This window comes from Sphingobium olei (genome assembly GCF_042678845.1).
Taxonomy (GTDB): domain Bacteria; phylum Pseudomonadota; class Alphaproteobacteria; order Sphingomonadales; family Sphingomonadaceae; genus Sphingobium; species Sphingobium olei.
Map to the genome: position 1 here is coordinate 36,382 of NZ_JBHTLS010000011.1, position 14,811 is coordinate 51,192.

The following is a 14,811-nucleotide window of genomic DNA, read 5'->3' on the forward strand; positions in this document are numbered from 1 at the left end:
CGTGCGTCGCACCGTTTCACGCGTTTCGCGCTGCGGCTTTGCCGCACCCCTCGATCGCCGCGCGGTTGGCCGTCACGATCCTGTCGGCCCCGACGATGGCGCGGAACGCGGTGGGACTGGCGCTCTGGATCATACGCTGCCCGGCTTCCCAGCGGGGCAAGTCGAGCGTCCGCGCCGCCATGCGCTCGGGCCATTGCCAGCTCGCCGGTGCGATCTCGCGCGCGACCAGGCCCGGCACGATCGCCCATGCGAGGATGCCGGCCGCCACCCCACCCAGGGCAAACCATAGCTGCCGATTCTTCTGGTCGGCGCGTGTCCATGCGGACCCGGCGATGGCGCGAAGATCGGCCATGATGCGGGCCTTGTCCTCGCCCGCCTTGGCGAGCGCCGCCTGATCCTCGCGCCGGGCGGCGCTGCCCGCCGCGGCGATGCGCTGCGCCATCTGCTCCGGCGTCATCGCCAGCGCCGGGGCCGCTTTCAGGAATTGGCCGATGCGCGCGACGTTCTCGCCTGCCGTGTTCACGTTCTGCTGGAGCACGCCAAGCGTCTCGGTATGGTCGGGTATGTCGACCGCCGCGCTCGGCCGCCAAGCCCTCCACGGCGCAGCGCCAGCTCGCCGCGCATGGCCTCGAACGCCTCGGCCGCGCCTGCTCCGCCCTGATCGTCCTCGTTCGTCACCTGTCGTGAGCCTGCAACCCGTGATATTCCTCCGAGTTAATCAAAGGAGACCCAACAATCACCGGACCGGTCATGCCTAAGACACCACACACGAAAGGCCCGGACGAAACCCTTTCTCTCCTCGCCGATCCCTATCGGTTCATCTCCAGGCAGTGCCAGCGCCTAGGCGCAAACGCTTTTGAATCCCGTTTCCTGCTGAAAAAGACCAACTGCCTTAAGGGGGCCAAGGCCGCCGAAATCTTCTACGATACGACCCGCTTCGAGCGCGAAGGTGCCATGCCGGTCGCTATTCAGAAGACACTGCTGGGCCAAGGCGGCGTTCAGGGTCTGGACGGCGAGACCCATCGGCACCGCAAGCAGATGTTCATGGGCCTGATGACACCAGAGCGCGTGCGGGCGCTGGCGCAATTGTTCGAGGCCGAGTGGCGCAGGGCGGTGCCGGGCTGGACGCGCAAAGGAGAGATCGTCTTCTATGACGAGTTGCATGAGCCGCTGACGCGAGCGGTATGCGCTTGGGCGGGAGTTCCTCTTCCGGACGATGAAGCCGGCAACCGCGCGGGCGAGCTGCGGGCGCTGTTCGACGCCGCCGGCTCGGCGAGCCCAAGGCATCTTTGGTCACGGCTGGCCCGTCGTCGCGTCGACGCATGGGCGAAGCGGATCATTGAAGGCATTCGGGCCGGGAGCATCGGCTCGGGCTCGGGGACCGCGGCTTACGCGATAGCCTGGCATCGCGACCGGCACGACGATCTTCTTTCGCCGCACGTCGCAGCGGTCGAACTGGTAAATGTCCTTCGCCCGACCGTCGCGATCGCAGTGTACATCACCTTCGTCGCCCACGCGCTGCAAACCTGTTCAGGGATCAGGGCGGCCTTGGTTCAGCAGCCGGACTATGCCGAGCTCTTCGTCCAAGAGGTCCGCCGATTCTATCCCTTCTTTCCCGCTGTGGTGGCGCGCGCGAGCCAAGATTTCGAGTGGGAGGGGATGGCCTTTCCGGAAGGGCGTCAAGTGGTGCTAGACCTTTATGGGAGCAATCACGACGCAGCGACCTGGGCCGACCCCCAGGAGTTTCGCCCTGAGCGTTTCAGGGCTTGGGACGAAGACTCCTTCAACTTCATTCCGCAGGGCGGCGGCGATCACTATCTCGGCCATCGCTGTCCCGGCGAATGGATCGTCCTCGCGATCATGAAGGTGGCGGCACACCTCCTCGTCAACGCGATGCGCTATGACGTACCGGACCAAGACCTGAGCATCGATTTCGCCAGGCTGCCAGCGCTTCCGAAAAGCGGCTTCGTGATGCGCAACGTCCACATAGGTGGCTAGGGCCGCGTGCCGTGGTGATGGTGATCGGCTCCGTTATCGACCGTTTGCGCGAGTACGGGGTGCGATGCGACATCTACGCAGTCGAATGTTGGTTCAGCAAGTCGATCACGGCGCACCTCGCCGCCCCGTCGCCTTCGCAACGGTCGATGGTCGCAGCCAGCAGGCTTTCTAGTTGCGCCAGATCCTCCATCTTAGCGCGCACACGCTCTAGATGGTGAGCCGCGATCTCGCGGACCTCACTGCATGACGCCTGCGCAGAACCGCCAAGAGACAGGATCGCGCGCACCTCGGCCGGGGAGAAGCCGAGTTCGCGCGCGCGACGGACGAACCCAAGTGCGCGGACGTGACCGGTCCCATATACCCGCCGCCCGCCGCTTGTGCGGGGTGGCGTTGCGAGAACACCAACGCGCTCGAAGTACCGGATCGTCTCGATATTCACGCCAGTCCGGCGAGACAGCTCGCCGATCGTGATGCTTTCCTCAACGCGCATATATTGCTTGCTCCTGTAGTCACTACAGGATGCATAACGGGCTAACCCGCTAGAGGCGATAGATGAACCAAGAGACCATCCCGCGTGAACCCCTAGGCGCACCAACGTCACGACGTCGCGCCGACACGGGGCTATCCGCCCTCGGCGCGCTTGCGAGCTTAGCCGCTGTTCTAGCTGCGGCGTCATGCTGCGTCCTGCCCCTCGCACTCGCGGCGCTCGGCCTGGGGGCGGGCCTGTCCAGCAACTTCGCCGCGCTGATACCACTACGGTGGCCGCTAACGGCGACCTCCCTCATCGGCTTGGCTGCTGGGTGGTGGGCCTACGCGCAGCGGCGGAGGTCCTGTGCTGGGGACCGGTCCTGCACAATGCCGCTGCCCTCGCGCGCGACACCTATCCTGCTCGCGATTGGAACGGTTCTGACGCTTATCGCGTTCGCCTGGGACCTCCTAGAAGCGCCGCTGATGAACGCGCTTTCCTGATGCAGCTCACCTCAACCCTGACCTGTCCCAAATGCGGCGGGGTGGCCACCGAAAGGATGCCCACCAACGCCTGCCAATTCTTCTATGATTGCCGGCATTGCGCGGTGGTGCTGCGGCCCCTGGCTGGCGACTGCTGCGTGTTCTGCTCATTTGGCGATGTCCCATGCCCTCCGATCCAGGAAGCGAAAGCAAACGGGACTGTGGCGGGCTGCTGCGGGTGAGGCGATAGCTTCACGTTTCTTCGTGAACTGGGGTCCTGCTCGCCAAGGTCGCGCAAGCGAAATTGCCTACTTCGGTCTTATTCGACCGGTTCCTGACCTGCCTCAACTGCTCATTTTCGAGAGGGCATTTGAACAGGATAGCATTTCGGGCGCTTCAAAAACCCTTGCTCCTCCAGTTGCTAGAGCATGTAACCGCAATTTGCTCTCCTGCGGACGGGGGGCTGGAGGTGGCTTTTTGACGGCCCGTGTTGAAGCAATCGGTATGTCTCGACGCTCATTAGTGGCGCGGTTGGTGGCCTGTGGAACCGGCTTGGTGCTCGGTTCTCCAACGCTCGCGCGACAGACTTCCCGGTCTGCGGCCTCGTGGAACTTCGGCGCGGCTCACCTCGAATGGGAGCCGCTGGAAGTCGGCACGGGTGATACCCTCCTTGTTTCGGCACAAGTGCGCGGAGTGCCGGCGCGGGCGGTGCTCGACAGTGGCAGCGGCGCGTCGATCATGAGCACGGCGCTCGCGGCGAAGCTCGGCTTGAACAATGGTGAGCGGCGCATGATTAGCGGGCTGAGCGCCAAGGCCCCGGTGCTGCTGGTCCGCGACATCGACGTACAGCTCGCCCGCGAAACCCGTCGCTTACCCTTTGCCGTTGTTGGTGATCTGAGTTCAGTGTCGGCGGCCTTCGGACGACCGATCGACGTTCTCCTCGGTGCCGATATGTTCACGGGCAGCTGCATCGCGCTCGATTTCGCGAACAGGCGTATGGCGGTCGTCAAGTCAGGCACGTTTCTCGCCGGCCCCGACTGGCGCGCTGTCGCGCTCGGACGCGGTGCCAAGCAGGAGCTGTTCATCCGGGCCTCCGTCGAGGGCCTGTCTCCCGTGCCCTTGATGATCGATCTTGGCAGCTCGGCCGCGCTGATGCTCTCGTCGGCCTATGCCCGCGATCAAGGGCTGTTGAACGGGAAGCTCGTCTCGACCGCGGCGATCGGCGGCGTCGATGGTGTGCGTATCAACGATGCTTTCACGATCCAGAACATCAACATCGAAGGGCTTGGCGTCTCGAACGTCCCCACACTCGGGATGAGAGCTTGGCTCTCCACCAGCACGGTTGGCAATGTCGGCCTACCGCTGATCGCTCAATTCGACGTGGTGTTCGACGTGACCGCCGGATTCGTGTGGCTCCGGCCACTCGGTCCTCGTCGTCGCCTGCCGATGCTGAAGGACCGTAGCGGCCTTGGCCTCGCAGCCTCACCAACGGCGCTCACCGTTGTTCATGTGGCGGCGAACAGTCCCGCGGAAAAGGCTGGCTGGGCGGTCGGCGACCGGATCGTGGCGGTGAACGGCCATTCGATCGATGCGAACTATACGCGTGGGGAGCTCTGGCAAGTGCGCTCCCGGCCTGCTGGCACCCTCGTAAAGCTGACGATGGCCTCGGGTGATGTGCGCGAGCTCAGGCTGGCCGATTATTATTGATCGGCTTGAGGGTGGCCTTTGCCGATCGCCTTCATGATCCGACAATCGGCCATGCGCGCCTTGGTGCAGCTCTGGCTGAGCATTGCCAACTCATCCCGCAACACCGCGAGTTGCGCCAGTCTCTCCTCCACATCCTTGAGGTGCTGAGCAGCGATAGCTGAGGCGGCACCACAATCCTGGTCCGGGTTCTGCGCCAGCCCCATCAACGAACGGATCTCGTCGACGGAGAAGCCAAGCCGGCGACCGTTGCGGATGAAGTGCAAACGCTCAATGTCACTGGCATCGTAGGTTCTGCGACCCGACGCCGTGCGAGGGGCGGATCGGAGCAACCCGATCGACTCATAAAAGCGGATCGTCGTCACCTTCGTCGAGGTCTCGCTGGCGAGCTGCCCAATCATCACCGGCTTCATCATGCCATCCTTGCTTATGCGAACGTGTCGCACATTTCGCTTGCTTCTACAGCGACTGGAGGTGGTAAGGAAGGCCGCATGAATGCTTCTACCGAAAGCTGCGGGTGCCACGGGGAGCCCGCGCGCGCGCAAACCGATCCGGCCTATCGCCGTGCGCTGCTGACCGTCGTGGTGCTCAACCTCGGCTTCGGAGTCGCCGAGCTGTTCGGCGGGTTCATCGCCGATAGCCAAGCGCTGAAAGCGGATTCCCTCGATTTTCTCGGGGACGGGTCGATCAGCCTTATCGGTCTTCTCGCGCTTGCCTGGTCCGCACGGGCGAGGGCAAAGGTCGCGCTGACGCAGGGGTTGTTTCTCGGTGCGCTTGGCGTGGGCGTAATCGGTTTCGCGATTTGGCGCGCCCTGAACGCAACCGCGCCGGATGCCGAACTGATGGGCACAATCGGCGTTGTCGCGCTCGCGATCAATGTCGTGTCCGCCTTGGTGCTTGCGCGTTTCCGGGAAGGGGACGCCAATGTTCGCGCGATCTGGCTGTTCAGCCGCAACGACGCGCTCGCCAATGTCGCGGTGATCGCCGCGGCCGGTCTGGTGGCGTGGACAGGAAGCGCCTGGCCGGACCTCGCCGTCGCCGGCCTCATCGCCCTCCTGTTCCTCCACTCCGCTTATGAAATCGTCACTGGCGCTCGGCGCGAACTGGGAGAGCGGTAGTGCGTCTGCTCACCTTGATCCGGGCAATGCTCTCGCTGCGGCTGCTCGCCGCGCTCGCTGCGCTGCTGATCCCTGCTGCGGCATTCGCCGAACCCGGCGACGTGCAAACCGCATGGCGGCTGCTCGACTATATGGCCGTCGATTATGGAGGCGCGGTCGCGAACGGTCGGATCAAGAGCGCGTCGGAATACGCCGAAATGAATGAGTTTGCCGCGTCGGTCTCGACACGGCTTCAAGGCCTGCCGGCGAAGCCGGAGCGCCAAGCCCTCATTCAGCGGGCCGCCAACCTCCAAGCGGTAATCGCGGAAAAGGGATCGACTGAACAGGTGGCAACACTGGCGCACGGGCTCGCGGCCGATCTGCTGCGCGCCTACCCGGTGCCGCTCGCGCCCGATAAGGCTCCGAACCTCGTCTCCAGCGATGCACTGTTCCGACAATCCTGCGCGTCCTGCCACGGGATGACGGGCAACGGCCGTGGCCCTGACGCCGCCAAGCTCGCTACGCCCCCGATTGCTTTCACCGATGCCGAGCGCGCGCGCCAGCGCAGCGTGTTCGCGCTCTATCAGGTGGTGACGCAAGGCATCGACGGGACCGCGATGCAGAGCTTCGCCGATCTGCCCAACGATCAGCGCTGGGCGTTAGCATTCCGAGCCGGGAGCTTCGCCTTCACGGATGCGCAGGCGCGCGAAGGCGAGCGGCTTTGGAAATCCGACCCGACCCTTCGCCGGCGCATTCCGGACCTGAAAACCCTGGTCGCGCTCACCCCGGCCGCGCTCGGCGCGGCGATCGGCGACGCCAAGGCTGACGCCGTGCTCGCGTTCCTGCGTCGTCATCCCGAACAGGTGATACAACAGGCTCCCGGCTCGCTCGCGGTCGCCCGCGCCAAACTCGCCGAAAGCGTGGCGGCTGCGCGGCGCGGCGATGCGCGCATGGCGAAAGAGCTGGCGCTGTCGGCCTATCTCGATGGGTTCGAGCCGATCGAGCCAACACTCACCGCGCGCGACGCGACGCTGATGGGTCGAATCGAGGGCGCGATGGGGGAGTTCCGCGCCTCGATCGACCGGGGCGCGTCGCCCGATGATCTCGCGGAGAAGGTCGCAGTACTGGGCGGCCTTTTCGACGATGCGGAAGCGGCGCTCGCGCCTGATGCCGCCACCGAAGCGTCCACGTTCCTGGGCGCGTTCACGATCCTGCTGCGTGAAGGGCTCGAAGCCCTGCTCATCGTTGTCGCCATGATCGCGTTCCTGCGTAAAGCCGAGCGCGGCGAGGCGCTGCGGTACGTGCATGGCGGCTGGGTCAGCGCGATCATCGCGGGCGGGATCACCTGGGCGGTCGCCACCTATGCGATCGGGATCAGCGGTGCGAGCCGGGAGCTGACGGAAGGGTTTGGCTCGCTGTTCGCCGCGGTCGTGCTGCTCTCGGTCGGGATTTGGATGCACGGCAAGGCGCAGGCCGATCAGTGGCAGCGCTATATTCGCGAGAAGATGTCGCGGGCGCTCTCGGGCGGGTCGGGCTGGTTCCTGTTCGGGCTGGCGTTCGTCGTAGTTTATCGCGAGGTCTTCGAGACGATCCTGTTCTATGCCGCGCTTTCGGCGCAAGGTGACAACGGGATGCTTCTCGCGGGGGCCGGGTCGGCGATTGGACTGCTCAGCCTGATCGCTTGGGCCATGCTTCGCTACAGTCGCAAGCTGCCGATCGCGCAGTTCTTCCGCTATAGCTCCTGGCTCATGGCGGTCCTGACCGTCGTGCTGGCGGGTAAAGGCGTCGCCGCGCTCCAGGAAGCCGGCCTTATCAACATCGCACCGCTCGCGGACGTGCCACGGCTGTCGATGCTCGGCGTGTTTCCCACTTGGCAATCGGTGCTGGCGCAACTCCTGATGGCGGTCGCCATTGCGGTCGGGTTCGCCTGGAACGGGCGCGACCGATCCCGCTCGGGTTCCGGCTCAGTGACCCTTGGTTCGAATTAGTGCAATGACATGAAAACCCTTCCGTGATAGAGGCAAGCTAGTGCGAGCCTTTTTGCCTTTCCTGACATGCCTGATGCTGGTCCTGACCAGCTTCTCCGGCATGGCCCATGCCGCCGATCTGGCGGGGGGAAGCATCGCGGGCGTTGAGTTCACGGTCCATACCGCCGGTGACATCGATCAGGTGCCATCGGACTCGGACAAGAATGTCCCGCATCATCACAATTATTGTCACGGACACGACGTCGGCGCGCCTGCGCGCACGACGATGGAATATACCCCCGTCCTCACAGTGCCCAAGCCGACAATCTCCGCCTCTGCGTCGCTCGACGGCCGCACCGGCATGGTCCATTTGAGGCCCCCCCAAGCCTGACGTCCGATTTGGGCGTGCGTTGGCGCGCCCCTGTCGATCATCGTCAGGAGTCCTATTTTCATGAATCGTATCCTCGCGGCCATGCTGGCCGCAGCGTCTTGCGCCACGATGGCGCAGGCGCAGGTCGGACCGTCCGCGCCTGTTGCGCAGGATGCGCCGGTCTACACGCTTGACCAAGCGGTCAGTGCAGCGGGCGGTTCGGCCCCTGCTGCGGAAGCGGCGACAGCTGGAATCGACGCGGCCCGTGCAGGTCGCACAGTCGCCGGCTTGCGGCCCAATCCGGTGGTTCAAGGCCAAGTCGAGAATGTCATCGGCTCCGGGCCGTATCGGGGGGTCCGCAGCGCGGAAACCACGGTCGGCTTTGCGATCCCGATCGAGCTAGGCGGCAAGCGCGGCGCCCGCGTCGCGGTCGCCAATGCGCAATTGTCCCGGGCCGAGATCCAGGCCGCGATCATCGCGGCGGATGTCCGGCTTCAGGTAACGCAGCTCTATGTCGAAGCGGTCGCGGCCGATCGCCGGGTAATGACAGCCCGCGATCAGGCCCGGATCGCCAGCGATGCGCTGCGGGCCGCGAGCGTTCGCGTGCAGGCAGGGCGGGCATCGCCACTCGAGCAACAGCGCGCGGATGTCGCGCGTATCAATGCCGACGCCAATGTGGAGCGGCAGCTTCGCTTGGCCGAGGCGGCCCGCGCCAATCTGGCGCGTCGGATCGGACGGCCGATCGACGGCCTGCTCGATGACACGCTGCTCGATCGCCTTCCCGATGTGAACGTCTATGGGCCGTTGGCACCGGTCAACACGACCGGCACACTCGCGCTGGCGGCAGCCAACGCGGATTTCTCCATTGCCGAAGCCGGCGTGCGGCTCGCGCGCGCCAATCGCGTGCCTGACCTGAACGTCGGGCCGTCGATCCGCCGCCTGGAAGCGACCAACGACATGGCGGCGGTGTTCAGCGTGTCGATCCCGATCCCGGTGTTCAACAATGGTCGCGCCGCGATTGCGCAGGCGACCGCGCAGCGGACCCAGGCGGATGCGCAGCGCCGCGTGACCGCGCTCGACATCGAACAGGCGATCACGGACGCGCAGGCGCAGGCGGCCAATGCCGCAACGACGGCTCGTGCGGCGTCGGGGCCGGCGCTGGCGGCTGCACAGGAGGCCGCCCGCATCGCGCGGATCGGCTATCGCGAGGGCAAGTTCGGCCAGCTCGAATTGCTCGATGCTGAACGCACGCTCGCCGAAACGCGGGTCGCCGCGATCGACGCGCTTGCCAATTACCAGAATGCCCGCGCGCAAGTGGAGCGACTGACCGCTCGTGCGCCCAATGGGGGGAATCAGTGATGAAGAGCTTTTATCTCGCGGGCGCGGCGTCGCTCGCCCTGCTCTTGGCTGCCTGCGGCGGCAAGGATGGCGGAAACGAGGCAACTGCCGAAGGCGCAGCTGCCAATGAGACGGCAGCGGGCACGGAAAAGGGCGGTGCTGAAGGCGGTCATGCCGGTGAAGGCGTCGTCACATTGGGTGCCGACCAGATCGCCACAGCGGGCGTCCAGGTCGGACGGCCGATCATCGGCGGGGCCGGGACGATCGAGCTGCCCGCGATCATCGAGGGCGACCCACAGGGAACGCAGGTCGTCTCGGCCGCAATTGCGGGACGCGTGGTCGCGCTCACCCGTAACCTCGGCCAATCGGTCGGACGCGGCCAGACCATTGCGGTCATCGAAAGCCGCGAGGCGGCGCAGATCAAGGGCGAGGTCGAGGCGGCGCGGGCGCGGCTTCAGCTCGCTAATTCGAACCTCGCGCGCGAACAGCGGCTGTTCGCGCAGAGAGTCTCCCCTGAACAGGATCTGATCGCCGCCCGCACAGCGGCGACGGAGGCGCGGATCGCCCTGACGCAGGCGCAGAGCATGGTTTCGGCGGCGGGTGTCGGCGGCGGCGGGCTCAACCGGCTCGGCATTGCCGCGCCGATCTCGGGCCAGATCATTGCGCGCCCCGTGACGCTGGGACAAACGGTCGCGGCGGATGCCGAACTCTATCGCATCGCCAACCTGAGCCAGGTGTCGATCGCGCTTAATCTCAAGCCCGAGGATGCGGGCCGGGTGCGTCCCGGCAATACGGTGCTGGTGAAGGCGGCAGGCCGTCAGGCGACCGCCCGCGTGACCTTCGTGTCGCCGGCGCTTGATCCGCAGACGCGGCTCGTGCCTGCGCTCGCCACCCTCGACAATCGCGGTGGCGAATGGCGGGTCGGCGAGCCTGTGACGGCAGCCGTGCAGCTCACGGGCAGCGGCGGGAGCGGGGCGGTCCGCGTGCCGACGACGGCGGTCCAGAGTTTCGAGGGCAAGTCGGTCGTGTTCGTGCGCACGCCCACCGGCTTCAAGGCGACCCCGGTCCAGCTCGGCGATGCGTCGGGCGACACGGTGATCGTCCGGTCGGGCCTGACCGGCAACGAACAGATCGCCACCACCGGAAGTTTCACGCTCAAGGCCGAGATCGGCAAGGGCGAAGCGAGCCACGAGGATTAAGCCATGATCGCCCGTATCGTAACCTGGGCGGTCGAGAAGCGCTGGCTAGTCCTGCTCCTCACCGTCATCGTCGCCGCCATCGGCGCCTTTTCCCTCTACCGGCTACCGATCGACGCGGTGCCGGACATCACCAACAATCAGGTCCAGATCAACGTCCGCGCGCCTGCCCTCTCGCCCGAGCTGGTCGAGAAGCAGGTGTCGTTTCCAATCGAAACCGCGCTCGCCGGCACCCCCGGCCTGGAATATACGCGCTCGTTGAGCCGCAACGGCTTCGCGCAGATCACGGCGGTCTTTTCGGACGCGACGGACATCTATTTCGCCCGCCAGCAGGTGGGCGAGCGTCTGCGGGGCGTGCAAGAGAATCTGCCCGACGGCGTGAACCCTGAAATGGGTCCGATCGCGACAGGCCTGGGCGAGGTGTACATGTACACCGTTCGTCTCGATCATCGCGAGGACGACAAGCACAAGCCCGGTGAACCGGGCCAACAGCCCGATGGCAGCTACATCACGCCAGAGGGCGAGCGACTGACGACCGAAGAGGACAAGGCGACCTACCTGCGCACCGCGCAGGACTGGATCGTGACGCCGCTTCTGAAGACCACACCGGGCCTCGCCGGTGTCGACTCGATTGGCGGTTACGCCAAGCAGTTCCTCGTCGTGCCCGACGTGCAGAAGCTGGCCTCGCTCGGCATCACGCTGACGGACCTGGGAAATGCGCTGGAGCGCAATAACACCAGCGTCGGCGGTGGCTTCGTCAATCGCAATGGCGAAGGTCTGGCTGTTCGCTCGGATGCGCTCGTTCGCAATGCCAGCGAGTTGGCCAGGACCGTGATCGCGACACGTAACGGCGTGCCGATCACGGTAGAACAAGTTGCGACTGTGAAGACGGGTCAGGCGATCCGCATGGGTTCGGCATCGGAGAACGGTACCGAAGTCGTCGTCGGCACGGCGATCATGCGGATCGGCGAGAACAGCCGCATCGTGTCGACCGCGGTCGCTGAGAAACTGAAGACGATCAACGCTTCGCTGCCTCCTGACGTCGTAATTCAGCCGGTGCTGAACCGCACCGAGCTGGTCAATTCGACGATCAAGACGGTCGCGAAAAACCTGTCCGAAGGCGCGGTGCTGGTCATCGTCGTGCTCTTCCTGCTGCTCGGCAACTTCCGTGCGGCCCTGATCGCGGCGTTGGTCATCCCGATCACCATGATGCTGACAGGCTTTGGTATGCTGCGCGCTGGGGTCTCGGCCAATCTGATGAGCCTTGGGGCTTTGGACTTCGGTCTGATCGTCGACGGCGCCGTCATCATCGTTGAAAACGCGCTGCGAAGGCTTGCCGAGCAACAGCATCATGAAGGCCGATTGCTGAGCGTCAAGGAAAGGCTCGCGACCGTGGCAGCCGCCGCGCGCGAGATGATCCGGCCCTCGGTCTACGGACAGGCGATCATCATCCTCGTCTACGTGCCGCTACTCACGCTGACCGGCGTGGAGGGCAAGACGTTCGTGCCGATGGCGCTCACCGTCATCATCGCGCTCGGCTTCGCCTTCATCCTGTCGCTCACCTTCGTCCCCGCCATGATCGCGATCTGGCTGTCCAAAAAGGTGGAGGAGAAGGACGGCCGCATCATCACATGGCTGAAGAAGCGCTACGAACCCGGTCTCGACCGGGCGATGAAGCGCCCGACCCTGACGATCGGGGCGGGTGTCGGCAGCCTTGTGGTGGCGGCGCTTGCCTTCACCACGCTCGGCTCGGTGTTCCTGCCGCAGCTCGATGAAGGCGATCTGCTCATCCAGTCGCTCCGCATCCCGGCAACGTCGGTCCAGCAGAGTCAGGCGATGCAGGTGCCGATCGAGAGGATGATGTCGAAGCAACCGGAGGTGGCGTTCGTCTATTCAAAGACGGGCACCGCCGAGCTGGCGGCCGACCCGATGCCGCCGAACGCGACCGACATGTTCGTCATCCTGAAGCCGCGGAAGGACTGGCCGAACCCCGACCTTCCCAAGGAGGAGCTGGTAAGTCGGATCGAGGGTAATCTCGCGAAGTTCCCGGGCAATGCCTATGAGATCACCCAGCCCATCCAGATGCGCTTCAACGAGCTGATCGCCGGCGTTCGCGGCGATATCGCGGTGAAGGTATTCGGCGACGACTTCACACAAATGAACCGGACGGCCGAGCAGGTTGCTGCGGTGCTGCGCAAGACGCAGGGCGCAGCGGACGTGAAGGTCGAGCAAACGACGGGCCTGCCCATGCTCGACATTCGCGTCAATCGCGACGCAATGGCGCGTCTGGGCGTCACTGCCCAAGATGTGCAGGACATCGTCACCGCGACAATCGGCGGGCGCACCTCGGGCCAGATCTTCGAGGGCGATCGGCGCTTTCCGGTCGTGATACGGCTCTCTGAAGCGCAACGGGCGGACATCGGCCTTCTCGAACAGGTGCAGGTGCCGTTGGCGGGGGGTGGCTATGTGCCGCTTTCGAGCGTCGCCGACATCAAGGTGGTCGATGGTCCCAACCAGATCAGCCGCGAGAACGGGAAGCGTCGCGTGGTGGTGCAAGCCAATGTGCGCGGTCGCGACGTCGGCAGTGTCGTTGCGGACGCGCAGGCGGCGATCGGTAGCCAGGTTCGGCTGCCCGCTGGTGCCTATCTCGAATGGGGCGGCCAGTTCGAGAACCTGCAATCGGCAAGCGAACGTCTGAAGCTGGTCATTCCGGCCTGCTTCATCCTGATCCTGTTGCTCCTCTACGGGGCATTGGGATCGGTCCGCGATGCCGCGATCGTCTTCACCGGCGTGCCCTTCGCGCTGGTGGGCGGCGTTCTGCTGCTGTTCCTGCGGGGCATGGACTTCTCGATCTCGGCGGCGGTTGGCTTCATCGCCTTGTCGGGCATCGCGGTCCTCAACGGCCTCGTGATGGTCAGCTCGATCCAGGACCTGATCCGGTCGGGGCTATCGCGCGAAGAGGCGGCCCATGTCGGCGCAATGCAGCGTCTGCGGCCCGTCGTCATGACCGCGCTCGTCGCCAGCCTCGGCTTCGTGCCGATGGCGCTTGGCGAAGGCGCGGGCGCGGAGGTGCAGAAGCCATTGGCGACCGTCGTCATCGGCGGCCTGATCTCGGCAACGCTGCTGACGCTGTTCGTGCTGCCGACGCTCTACGCCCGGTTCGGGCAGAAAGTGATCGAGAAGCCCGAGCACTACAATGAGGAGCATGAAGGGGACGACCACGGTCAGACCTTCGTGAACGACTTGGCCTGAAGGGTGAGCGGGGCGATCCGCGATCGCCCCGCTCATCTCTGGGAGATGGGGATATGCCTCGCACCATAACCAGCTCAATGCTTCACGGCGGGCCACTGCGGATCTGGTCGGCGATCACCGATCCGGATCATCGTCGGGCTTGGAGTCCGCTCGTATTCCTCGACAACCCGTGCCAGCTTGGCGAGACGGAATGTACCTTCGCGATCCAGGGCATCACCCGACCAATTCGGACGCCAGCACGGATTGATCGATTCGATAAGCCGCACGCCTTCGCTTGGTCCTGCGGCATCCCTTATCTGTTCACGCTCGAAGAGCGGTACGAGCTGGCAGGGGACGACGGTGGCACCAGGCTAACACATAGCTGCACGCTGCGCGGGGCGCTGTCTTTGCCGTTCGCGGCGATGATGTTGCGTCGCCTGCGGTCCCTGATGATCGAGGCTGACGATCGCCTCGCAACCTATCTGCGCTGGCGGGTGGGTCAGCCTGCCCGTGGGATCAATCGTCAGCGCGTCCCCTCCCGGTACAGGAGGAAGGCGCGATGACGCCGTTGAAGCGGGTTCTGCCCGCCCTCATCCTCGTTATCGGGCTGGCGGCTTGCACGGAAAGCAAGCCGCCAGCCCCGCCAACGGAGCAGCAAATCCATTCGTCCGACAGCGCCGTGGCGACCGGGGAAATGGGGCGCCATCCCTATCGCTGTTCCGACGGGGAACCGCTGTTCGTCGACTACAAGGACAACGGCCTGCAGATCGATTTGCGGCGCTCCAGCAGCGCCGTGCCCATGACGCTGACCGCGCCAGCGCAGGGCCTCCAATATGTCGGCGAGACAGCCACCGCGACCTTCAAGGGGTCGCAGCTCACCATCGTGGAAGGCGAAGGCCGCACGCGGACCTGCGAACGGGAGGGCACCCGATGAACCGTCCTGTCTTCCGACACGTCGCACT

The 14,811-nt window shown here is 65.1% G+C and carries 15 protein-coding genes; 12 read left to right on the plus strand and 3 right to left on the minus strand.

Annotation, left to right across the window (positions count from 1 at the left end; translation table 11 throughout):
• Window positions 1-16: 16 nt before the first annotated feature.
• On the minus strand, window positions 17-538 hold the full coding sequence (locus tag ACFQ24_RS03430) for a DUF6118 family protein (protein ID WP_017980796.1): 522 nt from the start codon (window positions 536-538) through the stop codon (window positions 17-19).
• A 212-nt stretch (window positions 539-750) separates the two neighbouring features.
• Here ACFQ24_RS03430 and ACFQ24_RS03435 point away from each other — a divergent pair, with 212 nt between their 5' ends.
• Window positions 751-1,998 carry a cytochrome P450 gene (locus ACFQ24_RS03435; protein WP_017980797.1) on the plus strand — a complete coding sequence of 416 codons (1,248 nt, stop codon included), beginning with the start codon at window positions 751-753 and terminating at the stop codon, window positions 1,996-1,998.
• A 73-nt stretch (window positions 1,999-2,071) separates the two neighbouring features.
• Here ACFQ24_RS03435 and ACFQ24_RS03440 read toward each other — a convergent pair whose 3' ends face one another.
• The gene (locus tag ACFQ24_RS03440; protein ID WP_017980798.1) at window positions 2,072-2,488 is read right to left on the minus strand and encodes a MerR family transcriptional regulator; all 417 of its coding nucleotides are present in this window, start codon (window positions 2,486-2,488) and stop codon (window positions 2,072-2,074) included.
• Between the two features lie 62 nt (window positions 2,489-2,550).
• Between ACFQ24_RS03440 and ACFQ24_RS03445 the strand changes: the two genes are divergently transcribed.
• The 3 genes from ACFQ24_RS03445 to ACFQ24_RS03455 all read left to right on the plus strand — a co-directional run bounded on the left by ACFQ24_RS03445 (window position 2,551) and on the right by ACFQ24_RS03455 (window position 4,653).
• Window positions 2,551-2,967 carry a mercuric transporter MerT family protein gene (locus ACFQ24_RS03445; RefSeq protein ID WP_017980799.1) on the plus strand — a complete coding sequence of 139 codons (417 nt, stop codon included), beginning with the start codon at window positions 2,551-2,553 and terminating at the stop codon, window positions 2,965-2,967.
• The gene (locus ACFQ24_RS03450) at window positions 2,967-3,188 is read left to right on the plus strand and encodes a GDCCVxC domain-containing (seleno)protein (RefSeq protein WP_081609171.1); all 222 of its coding nucleotides are present in this window, start codon (window positions 2,967-2,969) and stop codon (window positions 3,186-3,188) included. Before ACFQ24_RS03445 ends, ACFQ24_RS03450 begins: the two co-directional genes overlap by 1 nt.
• Before the next feature lie 262 nt (window positions 3,189-3,450).
• Window positions 3,451-4,653, plus strand: coding sequence for an aspartyl protease family protein (locus ACFQ24_RS03455; RefSeq protein WP_081614886.1), 1,203 nt, complete (start codon window positions 3,451-3,453; stop codon window positions 4,651-4,653).
• On the opposite strand, the gene ACFQ24_RS03460 is transcribed toward ACFQ24_RS03455, so the two are convergent.
• The gene (locus ACFQ24_RS03460) at window positions 4,647-5,063 is read right to left on the minus strand and encodes a MerR family transcriptional regulator (RefSeq protein ID WP_004212867.1); all 417 of its coding nucleotides are present in this window, start codon (window positions 5,061-5,063) and stop codon (window positions 4,647-4,649) included. The two genes, ACFQ24_RS03455 and ACFQ24_RS03460, sit on opposite strands and share 7 nt — an antisense overlap.
• Window positions 5,064-5,141: 78 nt before the next feature.
• Between ACFQ24_RS03460 and ACFQ24_RS03465 the strand changes: the two genes are divergently transcribed.
• The 8 genes from ACFQ24_RS03465 to ACFQ24_RS03500 all read left to right on the plus strand — a co-directional run bounded on the left by ACFQ24_RS03465 (window position 5,142) and on the right by ACFQ24_RS03500 (window position 14,783).
• On the plus strand, window positions 5,142-5,768 hold the full coding sequence (locus ACFQ24_RS03465) for a cation transporter (protein WP_004212870.1): 627 nt from the start codon (window positions 5,142-5,144) through the stop codon (window positions 5,766-5,768).
• Window positions 5,768-7,735 carry a cytochrome c/FTR1 family iron permease gene (locus ACFQ24_RS03470; RefSeq protein ID WP_018251218.1) on the plus strand — a complete coding sequence of 656 codons (1,968 nt, stop codon included), beginning with the start codon at window positions 5,768-5,770 and terminating at the stop codon, window positions 7,733-7,735. The genes ACFQ24_RS03465 and ACFQ24_RS03470 overlap by 1 nt, the downstream gene beginning before the upstream one ends.
• Before the next feature lie 73 nt (window positions 7,736-7,808).
• On the plus strand, window positions 7,809-8,105 hold the full coding sequence (locus ACFQ24_RS03475) for a hypothetical protein (protein ID WP_007406840.1): 297 nt from the start codon (window positions 7,809-7,811) through the stop codon (window positions 8,103-8,105).
• A gap of 60 nt (window positions 8,106-8,165) precedes the next feature.
• Window positions 8,166-9,443 (plus strand): TolC family protein, encoded by a 1,278-nt coding sequence (locus ACFQ24_RS03480; protein ID WP_013039111.1) that lies wholly within the window; start codon window positions 8,166-8,168, stop codon window positions 9,441-9,443.
• Window positions 9,443-10,621 carry an efflux RND transporter periplasmic adaptor subunit gene (locus ACFQ24_RS03485; RefSeq protein WP_004212877.1) on the plus strand — a complete coding sequence of 393 codons (1,179 nt, stop codon included), beginning with the start codon at window positions 9,443-9,445 and terminating at the stop codon, window positions 10,619-10,621. Before ACFQ24_RS03480 ends, ACFQ24_RS03485 begins: the two co-directional genes overlap by 1 nt.
• A gap of 3 nt (window positions 10,622-10,624) precedes the next feature.
• Window positions 10,625-13,870 carry an efflux RND transporter permease subunit gene (locus tag ACFQ24_RS03490; RefSeq protein ID WP_007406862.1) on the plus strand — a complete coding sequence of 1,082 codons (3,246 nt, stop codon included), beginning with the start codon at window positions 10,625-10,627 and terminating at the stop codon, window positions 13,868-13,870.
• Window positions 13,871-13,923: 53 nt separating this feature from the next.
• Entirely contained in the window at window positions 13,924-14,412 is a 489-nt protein-coding gene (locus ACFQ24_RS03495) for an SRPBCC family protein (protein WP_043060768.1), read from the plus strand.
• Entirely contained in the window at window positions 14,409-14,783 is a 375-nt protein-coding gene (locus tag ACFQ24_RS03500; RefSeq protein WP_007406844.1) for a hypothetical protein, read from the plus strand. Before ACFQ24_RS03495 ends, ACFQ24_RS03500 begins: the two co-directional genes overlap by 4 nt.
• Window positions 14,784-14,811: the final 28 nt, after the last annotated feature.

Coding starts and splice junctions, on each gene's coding strand:
- ACFQ24_RS03450 (WP_081609171.1), top strand. CDS start 2,967: ATGCAGCTCACCTCAACCCTGACCTGTCCCAAATGCGGCGGGGTGGCC.
- ACFQ24_RS03460 (WP_004212867.1), bottom strand. CDS start 5,063: ATGAAGCCGGTGATGATTGGGCAGCTCGCCAGCGAGACCTCGACGAAG.
- ACFQ24_RS03455 (WP_081614886.1), top strand. CDS start 3,451: ATGTCTCGACGCTCATTAGTGGCGCGGTTGGTGGCCTGTGGAACCGGC.
- ACFQ24_RS03495 (WP_043060768.1), top strand. CDS start 13,924: ATGCCTCGCACCATAACCAGCTCAATGCTTCACGGCGGGCCACTGCGG.
- ACFQ24_RS03490 (WP_007406862.1), top strand. CDS start 10,625: ATGATCGCCCGTATCGTAACCTGGGCGGTCGAGAAGCGCTGGCTAGTC.
- ACFQ24_RS03465 (WP_004212870.1), top strand. CDS start 5,142: ATGAATGCTTCTACCGAAAGCTGCGGGTGCCACGGGGAGCCCGCGCGC.
- ACFQ24_RS03435 (WP_017980797.1), top strand. CDS start 751: ATGCCTAAGACACCACACACGAAAGGCCCGGACGAAACCCTTTCTCTC.
- ACFQ24_RS03445 (WP_017980799.1), top strand. CDS start 2,551: ATGAACCAAGAGACCATCCCGCGTGAACCCCTAGGCGCACCAACGTCA.
- ACFQ24_RS03500 (WP_007406844.1), top strand. CDS start 14,409: ATGACGCCGTTGAAGCGGGTTCTGCCCGCCCTCATCCTCGTTATCGGG.
- ACFQ24_RS03475 (WP_007406840.1), top strand. CDS start 7,809: ATGCTGGTCCTGACCAGCTTCTCCGGCATGGCCCATGCCGCCGATCTG.
- ACFQ24_RS03440 (WP_017980798.1), bottom strand. CDS start 2,488: ATGCGCGTTGAGGAAAGCATCACGATCGGCGAGCTGTCTCGCCGGACT.
- ACFQ24_RS03485 (WP_004212877.1), top strand. CDS start 9,443: ATGAAGAGCTTTTATCTCGCGGGCGCGGCGTCGCTCGCCCTGCTCTTG.
- ACFQ24_RS03480 (WP_013039111.1), top strand. CDS start 8,166: ATGAATCGTATCCTCGCGGCCATGCTGGCCGCAGCGTCTTGCGCCACG.